Source organism: Marinomonas lutimaris (assembly GCF_019426345.1).
Lineage (GTDB): Bacteria > Pseudomonadota > Gammaproteobacteria > Pseudomonadales > Marinomonadaceae > Marinomonas > Marinomonas lutimaris.
Genome location: NZ_JAHLLW010000020.1, coordinates 1 through 13725 on the forward strand (window position 1 = coordinate 1; position 13725 = coordinate 13725).

A 13725-nucleotide genomic window follows, 5' to 3' on the forward strand; every position below is an offset into this window, starting at 1 on the left:
CAACACGATTTTTACCGTAAGGCATAGATAGGCCTTGCTGTCCGATAGAGTCTTTCTGTTAATGACTCTGAAACGCCATAAAGTCGCGCAACTTCGTCGCGTCGAACTGATGGCATTGCTAATGCTGGCATTCGTAGGGCGGATGAGGGAGGTACGACCGTGATCCGCCGCTGGTGCAGGCCCTTTCCCACAAGGGGACAAGTGCCCACGAAGGCGGGAACCAATCTCTTGTGGGCTAGGGCGGGGTTATCTCTTTGTTGTGTCTCGTCACGATCTTAACGCTAAAAAACACACAATATATTTATGGTTTTCGCTTTTANCCCGCGAAGGCGGGAATCAATCTCTTTTCGTACTTTTGGCTTCATTCAAATACTTTGTATTCCCGACTTTTTTTCCGCTCTGCTGAGCGGGTAACTTTTGTCCAGAGCCACAAAAGTAACCAAAAGGTCTCTTTATCGGGCTATCGCCCAAACGTCTCATTCGCTTTGTTTAAGGTAGCGTTTAGCAACACGATTTTTACCGTAAGGCATAGATAGGCCTTGCTGTTCGAGAGAGTCTTTCTGTTAATGGCTCTGAAACTCCATAAAGTCGCGCAACTTCGTCGCGTCGAACTGATGGCATTGCTAATGCTGGTTTTCGTAGGGCGGATGAGGGAGGTACGACCGTGATCCGCCGCTGGTGCAGGCCCTTTCCCACAAGGGGACAAGTGCCCACGAAGGCGGGAACCAATCTCTTGTGGGCTAGGGCGGGGTTATCTCTTTGTTGTGTCTCGTCACGATCTTAACGCTAAAAAACACACAATATATTTATGGTTTTCGCTTTTAACTTCTTGTACTCTGTAAAGAAATGGTCAGGGAAGACGAGTGAATAACACATATCAAATTAACACGTCTTTCTCCCTTCACCTGATCTACATTAAATTTGAAACACTCGATTTTGCTTAGTTAAAATAGTGACTACAAGATAAGTAAAAACATGACTTAGAAATTCTGGTACTAACATCGTTTCGTTGAAAACGCCAAAATGATTACAACCAAGTCAGCGCTGCTTTTTTGCAGGAATAGCATCAGGGATAAAAGCATTAATTGCTTTACTAAAAATCCGAATAGATGGCTGCAAAACGACTCTTGTTAAAGCTTGATTTTGCTTGCAAAAAAACGGTGTGTCCATAGATGTTAGAATTTTTTGGAAGTATAGGGATATCTGATGAAAAGAGGTAGATATTATCTTGGACGAGTCGTTAAAATAAATCTCGATCAAAAAAGCTTGATGGATGCGATGACGAATGCTCCTATCATCACGGTAGGAAAATTCGACTGGACTATTACTGACATCGAGGACAATAGGAATGATGAATTCCCATATGTTTTCGGAAAGCTATCTAAGTATGCAAAGGATGGTCACGCAAAAGTAATTGACGAGATTAGCCGTTCTCAAGTGGACACCGATGTTCCGAACTTGCTTGAGGCTAGTTCATCATTTGTATATTTGCCTGAATGTTCAGGTATAGCGTTTTTGCATGTATGGAATGGGATACAAGAAGATGTATTTCCTCGGCGATTCAAGTCTGTAATTGAAGCGGCCTTTGATGGTTTTATGGTCGCTTGTGATATCGAGCCAATATCTGACTACAGAGCGTTCACTAGTAGACTAAAGAGATTGAGTCATTTTACAGAGTTTTCAGCAACAGTTTACCCACCAAACCCATTGTTCGGCCGATTGTGGGGTAGCCTAAATGAGTATATTGATAGTCGAAATGCATCTGAAGTAGCAATCAAAGAACAGACTTCTAAGCCAAAAGGTCTGAAATCAAAAATAGTTGAATTGATGGATAGGATCATGGAGTCGCCAGAATATGAACCTGAAGAGGTTCCTGCGATAGGCGATGCTGCAATCCTTATGGCTGCAGATGGTTATGGTCGAGGCAAAGTAGTTGGTATTGAAAACGGCGATGAAGTAGTTATAAAAACAAGTGACACCCAAAAAAGTTTTCTTCATGAGAAAGAGCCAGAGCCGCAAGAACTTGCTGTAAAGACTAAATCCCAGTTTGACAAAGTATCAAACGAAAGAGATATGAAGCATTAATGAAAGCAATCTACTATTTAAGGGTTTTCCTTGTCAGCTATGAGTTCGTTTTTCTAATTTTTAGCGCGGCCCTCTATATCCTCTTCGGAGAGTTACTTGAAAAGCATTTTCTTGTAGTTTCAATAAATGAGGATGCTTTAAAGTGGGCAATGCTATTCCCTATTAGCATTTCTGGGTGGACCTTGAAGGATGGTGTTAGTGTGATTTTTCCTGATGATAAAACATCGAAAACTTTACATGAATGGCCTGATTTCTGGAAACTTAAAGTTCATTTTAATGTTGGTATCATGAACAGCATTATTTACCTTCTACCGTGCGTAGCAGTCTGGTTTATTGGCGGACTGAATAAATTTGATGGCGCTTGGTTATTTTTCATGTTTGCTGTCGCAACGTCACTCAACGCATTCAGTTTTTATACCGCAAAAATAGGCATTCGGAGCGCTTTAATTAAGACTAATGAGTAGAAAAATTCTAACAAGCGCGTCAATTAGGACACTCGCAAGCTCGCGCCTATTTCGCGGGCGTTAGGCTATGCTCTCTTACCATGTATGCACTTGGTGGCTTTTGATATGTTATTATCTCATTAGATACACAATAATTCAGGCCGTTATTTTGAAGAAAATTTTGAGTTTAATTTTAGGCCTATCATTAATCGGTGTTCTTTGGGTGTTATCTACTGAAGAGCTAAGCGCTCGAGAAACTTCTTTATTTAGCTCCGTACTAGCTCTCCTTTCTATAGCAGTTTCTTGGTTGATCACTGACTTATACGCCGAAAAGAGTAAACAGTCTGCACTAGAAGAAGCAAAGCAATTTCACCTGGATAGTTTGAAAACGTACGTAATAAATGCGTCTGAAAAAGTAAACAATATTTCGAATGAATTAAGTCGACTAACACGTAGATTGAAGTCTATGGGAAATTCAGATGAAGAGATAATCTCCAGAGAAGTCGTTGGCGAGAGAATAGATAATGTTATTCACATTATCGAAACATTGAAGTCAGTAAACGATACCACAATCAATGATTGGCGTGGGATTATCGGCTTAGAAATCAAGACATTTAAAGAGCAGCAAGAGGAGCAACGAGAAAAAGAGATAAATAGCCTTCTGTTGAGAATTGAAAACTTGGAAGCATTGGAATTATCAGGTTCGGAAACAGAGCAATCTGTAGTAGATGCTAGATTATCACTCGATGATCTCTTAGGTGATACAGGGTATTCTTTGAACGAAAGTGAAAGTATTAACAGGGTTACGCGTCAGTGCCCAAGTTGTAGTACGATGTTTAGTTATGATCAACATACTCGAAGTGACAATTATCGTCACCTTAGATGTCCTAAGGCTTCGTGTAATACATTTCTTATTTCAGTCTATAAAAATGCTACGAGAAAAATAGATCTTCGGAAACCAAGAATGATACTTCATCAAGTTTCGTGTGCTATTTGTCAAGATATGAACGAAATTAGTGTACCTGACTGTGACGGCGGAAGAGGTAAGCAGAAGTGTAAATGTGGGAACATCATAACACTAAAGTATGACAAGAATTATGAGCTAATCGAGCATAACAGTAAGGCGCTACCGAAATCGCTCGAAGATGATATGCTTCCGATATCCGAAGAGCTCATTCAGGCTGTTAAGTCTAGGCTTCCTCAACAACCATGGGAAAAACATATCCATAAAACAATAGCTCAAGAATTAGGCGCTTCAAACTCTCAAGTAAACAAAGTTACTCAGGAGCTAATAAGAAGGGGTGATTTCTATCAGCAAGTCGATGGCGTGCTGTATGAAAGAGTCAAAAGCACTGCCTAACAATCTGTTTAAGAGGGATTAGCAATGCGTGGCATTTTCAGCATGCATTGAGTTCTGTGATTAAAGCGGTGTGCGGTAGCCTATCTAGTGCATTGCTCACCCCTTAGCAGAACTAGCATCGGTATTACTTGGCAATCTATATTTATAGAAACTAATCTTATCAAGGTATTCATTTTTAAATTGAACTGCGCTGCCGAGAAGGGTGTGTTTCGTGTCAGATCACGCCTCGTTCCTTGTCTCATCTGACCTACATTATCTGTTGGGTGAATATTTGCCTGATCACATTCTATCAATGAGGCTTAGAATTACTAATGAGTCGTACCATTAAACAATTATTCAAGGGCTATTTGTTACAGTTGGAGACGATTGTTAATAAAGTGCCGCCTGAGTTGTTCGCTGTGTCTTTAACGGATGATATGTTTTCTCTTGAGATGAACGCAAAAATAGCCGCCAATTTTGTGTTAAGAGGATATTACCCACTGTTAGAGAAAGAGGCTGTTTCGTTAATGTCTGATGAGCAGGGCAAAGCCGCCGTCGTTCGTCAAATCATAGAAACCAGAGAGTTATTAGAAAAGCTTCCTGAAATTCATAACCTTGATGATAGTAAAGTCATAACCGATAAGGCTGGTTTCTCAGAAATACACCTGTGCCAGTCGGATTTCATTCATCAATACACAGCGTCGAATTTCTTCTTTCATATGGGAATGGTTTACGCTATCGCTAAAAGCAAGGGTGTCGCGGTGAGTAAAGGCGATTTTGATGGTCTTCATTCTTATCCTGCTGACTTTAGCTTTGTAAAAAGTTAAGTATGGCTGGCTAAAAAGCTATTCGCCTTTGCGTATCTAAATTTATTGTGTTTTTTAACAAGGAGTGTTTAATGCGTATGTTCAAAATTGAGACATTCTCCCACGATAGTGGGGAGTTAATAGATTCAATGTCCGTTCCTACTGTATTGGTAAAATCTATGCTGACGTTGCTACCTAAAAAATTCATGTCTAAGTTTGATGAAAATGGAGATCAGCTAGAGGTGTTACTTTCTGCAGTGTTAAACCCTGATTACAATGGGGTTATTCTTGATTTGGTAGACGTTGCAGATAATGAGCGAGTTGTTTTTTCAGTGACTTAGTTGTGCCCATAAAGAGTTAATATCAAAGCTTTTATATATGCGGTCAGATGAACCCCCGTACTCTTCATCTGCTCCAATTCATTTACATCAAAAATTTAATTTTGTAGTTCATGTTCAGACTCCAATTTATCTCAAGTCTTCATCTTGAATATAATTACAACGTAACTACAATGTAAGTCATGGATGACTTAAAATTCGAATGGAATGTCGACAAAAGCGTATCAAATATAAAGAAGCACGGTGTCTCTTTTGATGAGGCAAAGACTGTGTTTACGGATGAGTATGCGCGATTAATTGGCGATCCTGATCACTCGCAAGATGAAGATCGCTTTTTGCTACTTGGTACAAGTATAGAATCTAACTTACTCGTTGTTTGTCATTGCATACGAGAAGCAGAAAGGATTTGTATAATTTCTGCACGTAAAGCAGGCAAACAAGAGCGTAAGATATATGAGGATTATCGCTATGCGTGATCATTATGATTTTTCAAATTCAGTCAAAAACCCTTACGCTAAAAAGCTTAAGAAGCAGGTCACGATAAGGCTTGATGAAGATACTGTTGAGTATTTTAAGGCGTTGGCGGATGATAAGGGAATTCCTTATCAAAGCTTAATCAATTTGTATTTAAGGGATTGTGCGCAATCACACCGTGACTTGAAGATGGAGTGGCAATAAGCCATTTTTATACATCCTAAAAAAAGAGTCTGCAGCATCTTTAAATTCAGACACTCAGACTCTAATTTATTTCTCAAACACGACATTCACTTGATGTCGGTCTAAAAAGAGACAAAGTATTGTTTGTCTCTGATAACGAATATTATACGTCAGCGCCGCCTAGAACTTTGTCTAGTTGCATTTCTGTCAAAACACGGTCCTGAATAGGCTGTTTGGCAGCGTTAATTTCATCCACTCCCCAGACCAAGCCAACAGGTGTGCGTGTTGGGCGTTTACCAGCAGGCATGTCTGCTAGGGCTAAATAAGCATCTACGACCATTTGTGGATTAGGTGCTTGATCACTCTGCATAAATTTACCGAATTCTTCGAACATGGCGGCAGGGATGTTTGCCAATTCACCGTAGCTGTCCAGTATATCTGTACGTGATGGTTGTTGTCCTGATGCGCTTAAACCTGTTGGGAATGGGCCAGGTTGTACGATGGCGACATCGATACCGAATGGCGCTACTTCGTAGCGTAAACCTTGAAGGTAGCCTTCTAAAGCATGTTTGGTTGCAGCGTAGGTAGAGAAATACGGAGCAGAAATTTGGCCAACCATGGATGAGGTGTTGATGATAAGGCCAGACTTAGCTTCACGCATCGCAGGTAAAACGGCCAGAATAGTGCGCATAGCGCCATAGTAGTTGGTTTCCATTTGCTCGCGAGCTTGGTCAATACTAAATGCTTCGGTAATACCAAGATACATTACGCCCGCATTGTTTAGCAAAACATCAATTTTTCCGGCTTTATTTAGTACGCTCGCAATGGCGTTTTTGACTGATTCGTCGTTGGTAACATCCATATCAACAACTTGAATTGAATCGCTATACGCTTCCAGCTCTGCTTTAACTGCAGAATTTTTACCTTCTGGACCGCGCATAGTGGCGAACACTTGATAGCCTTTATCTGCAAAATCTTTTACTGATTTTTGACCAAAGCCACTGCTGCTTCCTGTAATAACGATGCTTTTTTTTGTATTGCTCATTTTTTCTTTCCTATTCGATTTGCTAATTAAGTACCAGGCGGTACAATAAGCGCAAAAGATTAGTATGTCAAATTAAAATACTAGGTGGTATTAAAATGAGTTTAGATTCAATTAAGCCTTCAAGGGGGCGACCAAAGACCCTAGATCGCGATCATATTTTAGATGTGGCAATGAATTCTTATTGGAAAGAGAACATAGCCAATTTGTCTCTTAATGAAATTTGCAGGAGGTCTGGTGTATCAAAGCCTGGTCTTTATCGTGAGTTTTCAAATGAAGATGGCTTGATGAAGGCTGTGCTTATAAGGTATCAAGAGCAAGTGTTAGGTCCAGTTCAGCAGATGCTCAATAGTGCAACTCCATTTCGGGACGCTCTTGATAATCTTGTGGTGTTTGCTACTTCAGTTAGTTGTAATCATGAGTCCCCAAATGGCTGTCTTTTTATAAAAATGCGTGAATCACGAATTCATTTGGGTGAAGAAACACGAGCGCAAGTCGATTTTCTTGAGGGGCAGGGATTAGTTACTTTCAGAAAGTGGGTAGAGCGCTCAAAGGCCAAAGGTGAATTTACTGCCGATATGTCACCAGAGTTTGCTGCTACTTATATTGATGCTCAGCTAGGTAATGCTTCGTCACAGCTTGCACGAGGCGAAGACCCACAGATGGTCAAGAAGATACTTGTGGCTGCTTTTTCTATCTTGAAGTAGGCATCTGTTAGCTCAAAGTGCTTTTGGATAATCAAATTTTGCTGAGTTCTGTGTAAATGGTTCAGAAAACCTCATTTTCATAAAAAAAAGGGAGTCTTGTAGCGTTTTCTCATCTAAAACGCCCCAGACTCCAATCATCTCACTTCAATCTTTTCTCAATCACTGCACTGACCTTGGCGTTTGCGTGAATAGATAGCTCACGGCTTGTGCCAGTTGTGGGCTGATGTGTCCGCTGCGTAGCAGTGACCAAAGCGGTTGTTTGGTTTCTGGGTGTTGGCTTAGTTCGGCTGCGATTTGTTTGAAGGCTATATAGCCATCTTCTCGATGTGCCAGTTTTTCCATGATGATGCGTAGTAGCTGTGGGTTTTGGCCTAACCAATGTGGGCATTTTGCCGCGAGTGCGGCGATAGGGTGAAGGTCGTCGTCTTTGCATTCTGCTAGGCTGCCAAGCAATCCAAACAGTGATAATAATAGTGTGTCGTTTAAGTCTGCTCTGGACAGGGCGCGTAGGTAGCTTGCTTGCATGAGAGCATCTTGCTCGGTTTGCAGTTGCGCGATAAGCGTGTCTTGTAATTTACTAGACAGGTTTTCGTGCTCAAGAGCGTGGCATAAAGCGCTAACAACAGGTTTGGTAGCTTGTTGAATGGCTTTTTGTATTAGCTTTTGGTATTTGTCTTCGTCTACTCTGGCAGCGAGTTCTGCAATACCTTGAAGTCCTAGTGTTTGCCAGCTGTCGTCTTCTTCTGTTAGGTCTGATGACAGGTACTGAACAACGTCATCGAAGTAGTGCGATGGTGCTTTGTGTAGGTCTTTGCCTAGAATGGCATGCAAACTTGCCATGCGCTCTTGATCTGGTTTGAAGGCATAAGGGCTGTCTTCAAGGGCTTCTGATAATCCTGCTTCTTCGCCTTTATGCAATATTTTATCGACGATGCTTTTGATAAAATGATCGCGTGTGCCAAGGTTTAAACAGCCAGCTTCGTCTAGCGGTAGTTTAATAAACCAAATAACGCCTTGATCAATGATGTCTGTTTTTTTAAATTTTTTACCTTGTTGGCTTCCCATGTTTAATAAACATGCCAGCCAAGCATGCTGGCGGAATGGGAAAGGGTAGGCTTGTTGTTTACGGTCGAATTGTACAGTTTGTTGTGGCGTGATTTTGGTGATGTTGCGACCTATGTCATAGTAGCTTACGTCACAACCAACCAGATCAAATAAGTCAGACAGAGATTCTATTTTGTTCATGATAAAGTTTTGGCTCTTGTTGCCGATAAGGGCGCTAGTGCGCGCCGTTATACGTGTGCTTTTATATTGAGTTAAAGTTGCGCTATCTTACCGTTTTTCAAAGGAGAAATCAGGTTGAAAAAAGCCTTTTCTGCCCATCATGTGTTGGCTGATTTATTGATGGACTTGCAAATGGCAATGCAAGATTGCGATGTTTGGGAATGTGAAGCGCCAAGCGATAAAGCGTTACAGAGTTCTGAGCCTTTTTGTATTGATACAATGAGGTTCGAGCAATGGTTGCGCTTTGTGATGATTGAGCGGTTTAAAACAATGTTAGCAACGGGAAGTGATCTACCTGTGCGTTGTCATATTTCGCCAATGGCTGAAGAAGCGTTTAGTGATAAGCCACAGGCTAAAGTTGGTCATATTGTCACCTGTTTAAATCGGATCGATCAGCATTTAAGTGGTAGTTTGTGATATCTGATCAGGTTCGTCATCCACTGGTCAAAGATCTTGCCTGGCTGGTGGAAGGTCATTATATCGAGCGTGATTTTGATCTGCAGCCTTATTGGGTTGCGGATGTGAATGAACGTTTGTTAGTGCTGGACAGTGACCCAGAACCTTTGGTTGCGGCAATGGCAGCATGTAAGTCGCACTTTCTTGGTAGTTACTTTGAGACGTTGTTTTCGTTTGCGATAGTACATTTATCCCATTTGAAAATCCATTTAGAGCATTTCCAAATTGAAAGTGAAGGAAAAACGCTGGGTGAAGTGGATATGCTGGTTGAAACGCCTAATAGTGAACTTCACCAATTTGAAATAGCCATTAAGTTCTATTTAGAAAGGCCTGATCTTTTTCCTCATGATTGGATCGGGCCAAATAAAAATGACAGTTTATTAAAAAAAGTCACTCGAGCAAGAGATCATCAGTTACAAATTTTGCAAACAGAAGAAGGTTTGTCTGTGATTGAGGACGTTGCTAAAGGGCGACATCCTATTTCAAATCTATTGGTATTTGGGCGATTGTATTCTGCTTTAAATAGTCAGGAAGAGGTGAGTACCTGGTTTAACCAGGCCAATCACGGCGGTTGGATCCGTGTATCAAATATTGATTTACTAATGTCGTATTTTTCACACTTTACAATCTTACAAAAGCCTCATTGGTTGGCTTCGCCCAATATTAATGATAATTTTCCTTTCAATTCTCTGCAATCTGCCTACAATCTTGTAGGCGAATTCCTACTTGATGACCGACCTCAACATGTATTTTTATGGCAGGCTTTTAATACAGCAGAAATATTCAGTGACAGTACAAACAGAATAAGCCGATGTGTGTTTATTGTGCCCGACTCATGGTGAGAGGTTCGACAGAATTTAATATCAGAATGAATAAAATGTATTTTAGTAGCCTTCAAAAGAAATGACTGATTTATCAAAATTACTGCATCGTAAAATGCCATTAGCTGCTTGGATTATAGACATAGAGCAATCCAGTGTGCCATGGTGCAATGAGGCTGCAGAAATTCTATTGATGGACTCATTGAGTGACATTAAATCGGGTCAGCGTGTGATTGGGTCTGAGTTAAAAGATCGCTTGTCTTTGTATATAGAGGCGCTTGATGTTGGCGAAGCTCTGCCGTTCAAATGGCCATTTGTTTCGAAAGATGGCTCGCATTACAATGTAAGTGGCTCTGTTATTTCTTTAGGTGGTGCGCGCAAGGGCTTATCGGTCGAGGCGCATCCTGTTTTGCCTCCTCGTGTGTCTAACAACAATTCCAACTGCGGTCTTCTTTCACAATTTAGCACCTTATCCTTTGCTGTTTTTGAACAGAGCGGTGTCTACGTGGAATCCAGTAAGCGTTTCGCTGAGCAGTTTGGTGATATCAAGCATGTGCGAGATTTATTTGCGGTATCTGGTGCTGCCAATAGTTTTATTCGTCGTTTAGCCCAGCGGGAGAGTTTGTCTCAAGAGATAAGGCTTTCTACTAAAAATGGGGTTCGTTGGCACAAAATTGAAGTGTCGCATCAGCCGACTACCGATGTTGTCTATTTGTTAACTCACGATATTCAAGAAGAAAGAGATCACGAAGTCGCGCTTTATCGTCTTAACAATTACGATGGTTTGACTCATTTACCGAATAGGAACTTGTTGTATCAGCAGTTAGAAAGTGCCTTGGTGAATGCGCGTAAGCGTCATCGTCAATTTGGTCTTTTGTACTTGGATTTAGACGGTTTTAAAGTGATCAATGATAACTTTGGCCACAGGGTGGGTGACGAGCTTATTCAGCGAGTTGCAGAACGCATAAAAGACAGTATTCCCACTGCTGCTTGTTTGTATCGATTGGGTGGTGATGAATTTGTGGTGGTATTGGAAAATACCAATACCATTGAAGAGTTAGAAAGCATTGCTCAAAGCATCATGCAAAATGCGAGTAATACCTATCCTGTTGCCAAAATGGAAATGATGATTACCGCCAGTATTGGTATTGCAAGCTATCCGCAGCATGCCGACGATATAGATAATTTGCTCAAAAATGCGGATGCCGCCATGTATCGAGCCAAGTCTACAGGCCACAATATGTATTGTGTGTATGAAGATCACATGGCCGATAACATCAATGCGCATCTCACATTGGGCGGTGGTTTGCGCAAGGCGATAGAAGAAGAGCAATTCATTCTTCATTATCAGCCGAAGGTTCGACTTCCTGATGAAGTCGTAGTGGGCGCAGAAGCCTTGATTCGCTGGGTTCATCCTGAGCTTGGGATGATCAGTCCTGATCAATTTATTCCCTTGGCAGAAGAAAGCGGTTTGATTCTCCCTTTGGGGGAGTGGGTCATTCGAAGAGCTTGTCGTCAGCTACAAGAGTGGCGTGAAGCGGGTTTGGCACCGATCAAACTGTCGGTTAATTTATCTAGTCGTCAATTTATGCAAGCTGATTTGGTCGATATGGTACAGCAAGTGTTAGAAGAAACGGGTGTTGATCCAGAGTATTTTGAGATTGAGCTGACAGAGAGTATGTTGATGGCAGATGCCCAGCAGTCGATTGAAAAACTACATGGCTTTCGTAAGTTGGGTCTGACTTTATCTATAGACGATTTTGGTACTGGCTATTCGTCGCTCGCTTACTTGAAAAAATTCCCAATACAAACCCTAAAAATAGATCGTTCTTTTATTCATGACCTAGGTCTGGATTGCGATAACGATGCCATTGTGAAAGCAACCATTGCGATGGCAAATAGTTTGAATTTAAAAGTTATTGCAGAGGGTGTGGAAAATCGCTCACAAGTCGATGTCTTAAATGGTTACGATTGCCAAGAAGTACAAGGTTATTTGTTCTCTAAACCTTTATGCAGTGACGATTTTCTTATTTATCTGAAAGATCATAGCGAAAAGATTTAGACGCTATAAGTTAAAATGAAACGTTGAAATAAGAAAGCTTTATAGCTTTAGCTTTTTTTTGATGTTCTGCTTGCGGCTAATAGGTTATTCTCCTTGCTCAGCGCCAATTAATAAACAATGGGTACACTGTGTCGACGCTCGAAAACCTTTCTTGTCCGATAGATGCCGCACCGTTAAGCCGTGATGAACGTGTTTTAAAGTGCGAACATGGACACACTTATGACGTAGCCAAAACGGGTTACGTAAATCTTCTTCCTGTACAAAATAAACGCTCTAAAGATCCTGGTGATAGCAAAGAAATGGTTGCAGCGCGGCAAGCCTTTTTAAATCAACAGCATTACTTTCCTATTGTTAACGCTATTTTATCTTCTTGGCCAAAAGACCATTTAGTCAAGGGCGTCCGAATTTTCGATGCAGGCTGTGGCGAAGGTTATTATCTTAGCGAAATAGGTAAGACTTTAAGCGATCGAGATATTGCTATAGAGCGCACAGGGCTCGATATTTCAAAATGGGCAATTTTAGCAGCAAGCAAGCGTGATAAAACGGTGAGTTGGTTAGTTGGTAGTAATGCAAGTTTACCAATGCCAAAGGATCGTTTTGATGCCGTTTTATGCTTATTCGGTTTTCCTGTGTTTACTGAGTTTTCACGGGTACTAAGTGGCGATGGATTGTTGCTATTGGTCGAATCTGGCTCAGATCATTTGATTGAATTGCGCAAAATACTTTACCCATCGATTCATGAATATAAGCAGACCTTTTCTGAGGGGCTCGCAGATTTTGATTTGGTCTTGGAGCAAGCGGAAACTTTCACTTTCACCCTAGATTCACAAATACAAATTCAAGATTTATTAAGTATGACGCCTCATATTCATAAGGCGTCATACGAAGGTCGAGAAGCTGTTAAGCAGCTCGATTCTATCATCCTAACTGCGGACATTAAGCTTCGCTGGTATCGAAAGAAAATTAAGGAAGTGAATCATGTCTAGCCATTTAGATGACCTTTTTAATAAAAACAGAGAGTGGGCTGCGAAGGTTACGGCTGAAGATCCAGAGTTTTTCTCTACATTGTCTAAGCAGCAACAACCAGAATACCTCTGGATTGGCTGTGCTGATAGTCGCGTTCCTGCTAACCAAATTGTCGATCTATTGCCCGGTGAAGTCTTTGTTCACCGTAACATTGCTAACGTTGTGGTGCATACCGATTTGAACTGTTTGTCGGTTATTCAATTTGCGGTTGATGTGTTGAAAGTGAAGCACATCATGGTTGTTGGTCATTATGGTTGTGGTGGTATCAAAGCTGCAATGGGAACCGAAGAGCACGGCATGATAGATAACTGGTTGCGTCATATTAAAGACGTTTACCGCTTACACAGAGAAGAGTTGGACGCTATAGAAAGCGAACATAGTCGCTTTGATCGTATGTGCGAATTGAATGTAGTCGAACAAGTTGCGAACGTTTGCCAAAGCAGTATTGTACAAAATGCATGGAAAAATGGACAAGAATTGCATGTACATGGCTGGTGTTACAGCATTGATAATGGTCATATTACGGATCTGAAAAGAACCGTGTCCAGTGCTGAGGAATCACTTGAGCAAATGAACAATATGTAAAAAAGCGAGCTTTACGTTATTTTGTAAGCCTTCTTGAAAAGTAAAAAAACGAGCCATGTGCTCGTTTTTTTGAT

At 41.1% G+C, this 13725-nt stretch carries 16 protein-coding genes; 13 read left to right on the forward strand and 3 right to left on the reverse strand.

The window, feature by feature from the left end:
- Window positions 1-201, reverse strand: a 201-nt coding sequence (locus KPL72_RS17585) for a hypothetical protein (RefSeq protein WP_219703910.1), incomplete at its 3' end; no start/stop codon positions are given.
- A 1005-nt stretch (window positions 202-1206) separates the two neighbouring features.
- Between KPL72_RS17585 and KPL72_RS17590 the strand changes: the two genes are divergently transcribed.
- The 7 genes from KPL72_RS17590 to KPL72_RS17620 all read left to right on the forward strand — a co-directional run bounded on the left by KPL72_RS17590 (window position 1207) and on the right by KPL72_RS17620 (window position 5689).
- Window positions 1207-2085: a hypothetical protein gene (locus tag KPL72_RS17590; RefSeq protein WP_219703911.1), complete on the forward strand. Its 879-nt coding sequence runs from the start codon at window positions 1207-1209 to the stop codon at window positions 2083-2085.
- On the forward strand, window positions 2085-2549 hold the full coding sequence (locus KPL72_RS17595; protein ID WP_219703912.1) for a hypothetical protein: 465 nt from the start codon (window positions 2085-2087) through the stop codon (window positions 2547-2549). The genes KPL72_RS17590 and KPL72_RS17595 overlap by 1 nt, the downstream gene beginning before the upstream one ends.
- 148 nt (window positions 2550-2697) lie before the next feature.
- The gene (locus tag KPL72_RS17600) at window positions 2698-3888 is read left to right on the forward strand and encodes a hypothetical protein (protein WP_219703913.1); all 1191 of its coding nucleotides are present in this window, start codon (window positions 2698-2700) and stop codon (window positions 3886-3888) included.
- Window positions 3889-4199: 311 nt separating this feature from the next.
- The gene (locus KPL72_RS17605; protein WP_249422326.1) at window positions 4200-4694 is read left to right on the forward strand and encodes a DUF1993 family protein; all 495 of its coding nucleotides are present in this window, start codon (window positions 4200-4202) and stop codon (window positions 4692-4694) included.
- A 128-nt stretch (window positions 4695-4822) separates the two neighbouring features.
- Window positions 4823-5014, forward strand: coding sequence for a hypothetical protein (locus tag KPL72_RS17610; protein WP_219703914.1), 192 nt, complete (start codon window positions 4823-4825; stop codon window positions 5012-5014).
- 179 nt (window positions 5015-5193) lie between these two features.
- A complete protein-coding gene (locus KPL72_RS17615; RefSeq protein WP_219703915.1) occupies window positions 5194-5487 on the forward strand; it encodes a BrnT family toxin in 294 nt (97 codons plus the stop codon).
- A complete protein-coding gene (locus tag KPL72_RS17620) occupies window positions 5480-5689 on the forward strand; it encodes a BrnA antitoxin family protein (protein WP_249422327.1) in 210 nt (69 codons plus the stop codon). The genes KPL72_RS17615 and KPL72_RS17620 overlap by 8 nt, the downstream gene beginning before the upstream one ends.
- Window positions 5690-5831: 142 nt before the next feature.
- Here KPL72_RS17620 and KPL72_RS17625 read toward each other — a convergent pair whose 3' ends face one another.
- A complete protein-coding gene (locus KPL72_RS17625) occupies window positions 5832-6713 on the reverse strand; it encodes an SDR family oxidoreductase (protein WP_212918494.1) in 882 nt (293 codons plus the stop codon).
- 95 nt (window positions 6714-6808) lie between these two features.
- Between KPL72_RS17625 and KPL72_RS17630 the strand changes: the two genes are divergently transcribed.
- Window positions 6809-7417 carry a TetR/AcrR family transcriptional regulator gene (locus KPL72_RS17630; protein ID WP_212918495.1) on the forward strand — a complete coding sequence of 203 codons (609 nt, stop codon included), beginning with the start codon at window positions 6809-6811 and terminating at the stop codon, window positions 7415-7417.
- A gap of 159 nt (window positions 7418-7576) precedes the next feature.
- On the opposite strand, the gene KPL72_RS17635 is transcribed toward KPL72_RS17630, so the two are convergent.
- Entirely contained in the window at window positions 7577-8662 is a 1086-nt protein-coding gene (locus KPL72_RS17635) for a DUF3549 family protein (protein ID WP_219703917.1), read from the reverse strand.
- Between the two features lie 114 nt (window positions 8663-8776).
- Between KPL72_RS17635 and KPL72_RS17640 the strand changes: the two genes are divergently transcribed.
- The 5 genes from KPL72_RS17640 to can all read left to right on the forward strand — a co-directional run bounded on the left by KPL72_RS17640 (window position 8777) and on the right by can (window position 13651).
- Window positions 8777-9118, forward strand: coding sequence for a YqcC family protein (locus KPL72_RS17640; RefSeq protein ID WP_212918497.1), 342 nt, complete (start codon window positions 8777-8779; stop codon window positions 9116-9118).
- Window positions 9115-9999, forward strand: a complete 885-nt coding sequence (locus KPL72_RS17645; RefSeq protein ID WP_219703918.1) for a DUF1853 family protein — start codon at window positions 9115-9117, stop codon at window positions 9997-9999. Before KPL72_RS17640 ends, KPL72_RS17645 begins: the two co-directional genes overlap by 4 nt.
- A gap of 61 nt (window positions 10000-10060) precedes the next feature.
- Entirely contained in the window at window positions 10061-12040 is a 1980-nt protein-coding gene (locus KPL72_RS17650) for a putative bifunctional diguanylate cyclase/phosphodiesterase (protein ID WP_219703919.1), read from the forward strand.
- A gap of 128 nt (window positions 12041-12168) precedes the next feature.
- On the forward strand, window positions 12169-13026 hold the full coding sequence (locus KPL72_RS17655; RefSeq protein ID WP_219703920.1) for a putative RNA methyltransferase: 858 nt from the start codon (window positions 12169-12171) through the stop codon (window positions 13024-13026).
- Entirely contained in the window at window positions 13019-13651 is a 633-nt protein-coding gene (gene can, locus KPL72_RS17660) for a carbonate dehydratase (protein ID WP_212918501.1), read from the forward strand. Before KPL72_RS17655 ends, can begins: the two co-directional genes overlap by 8 nt.
- Window positions 13652-13725: the final 74 nt, after the last annotated feature.

Bases quoted from the DNA above. Each gene is read 5' to 3' on its own strand.
- can (WP_212918501.1), top strand. From the start codon at position 13,019: ATGTCTAGCCATTTAGATGACCTTTTTAATAAAAACAGAGAGTGGGCT.
- KPL72_RS17620 (WP_249422327.1), top strand. From the start codon at position 5,480: ATGCGTGATCATTATGATTTTTCAAATTCAGTCAAAAACCCTTACGCT.
- KPL72_RS17635 (WP_219703917.1), bottom strand. From the start codon at position 8,662: ATGAACAAAATAGAATCTCTGTCTGACTTATTTGATCTGGTTGGTTGT.
- KPL72_RS17610 (WP_219703914.1), top strand. From the start codon at position 4,823: ATGTCCGTTCCTACTGTATTGGTAAAATCTATGCTGACGTTGCTACCT.
- KPL72_RS17605 (WP_249422326.1), top strand. From the start codon at position 4,200: ATGAGTCGTACCATTAAACAATTATTCAAGGGCTATTTGTTACAGTTG.
- KPL72_RS17630 (WP_212918495.1), top strand. From the start codon at position 6,809: ATGAGTTTAGATTCAATTAAGCCTTCAAGGGGGCGACCAAAGACCCTA.
- KPL72_RS17595 (WP_219703912.1), top strand. From the start codon at position 2,085: ATGAAAGCAATCTACTATTTAAGGGTTTTCCTTGTCAGCTATGAGTTC.
- KPL72_RS17650 (WP_219703919.1), top strand. From the start codon at position 10,061: ATGACTGATTTATCAAAATTACTGCATCGTAAAATGCCATTAGCTGCT.
- KPL72_RS17590 (WP_219703911.1), top strand. From the start codon at position 1,207: ATGAAAAGAGGTAGATATTATCTTGGACGAGTCGTTAAAATAAATCTC.
- KPL72_RS17625 (WP_212918494.1), bottom strand. From the start codon at position 6,713: ATGAGCAATACAAAAAAAAGCATCGTTATTACAGGAAGCAGCAGTGGC.
- KPL72_RS17615 (WP_219703915.1), top strand. From the start codon at position 5,194: ATGGATGACTTAAAATTCGAATGGAATGTCGACAAAAGCGTATCAAAT.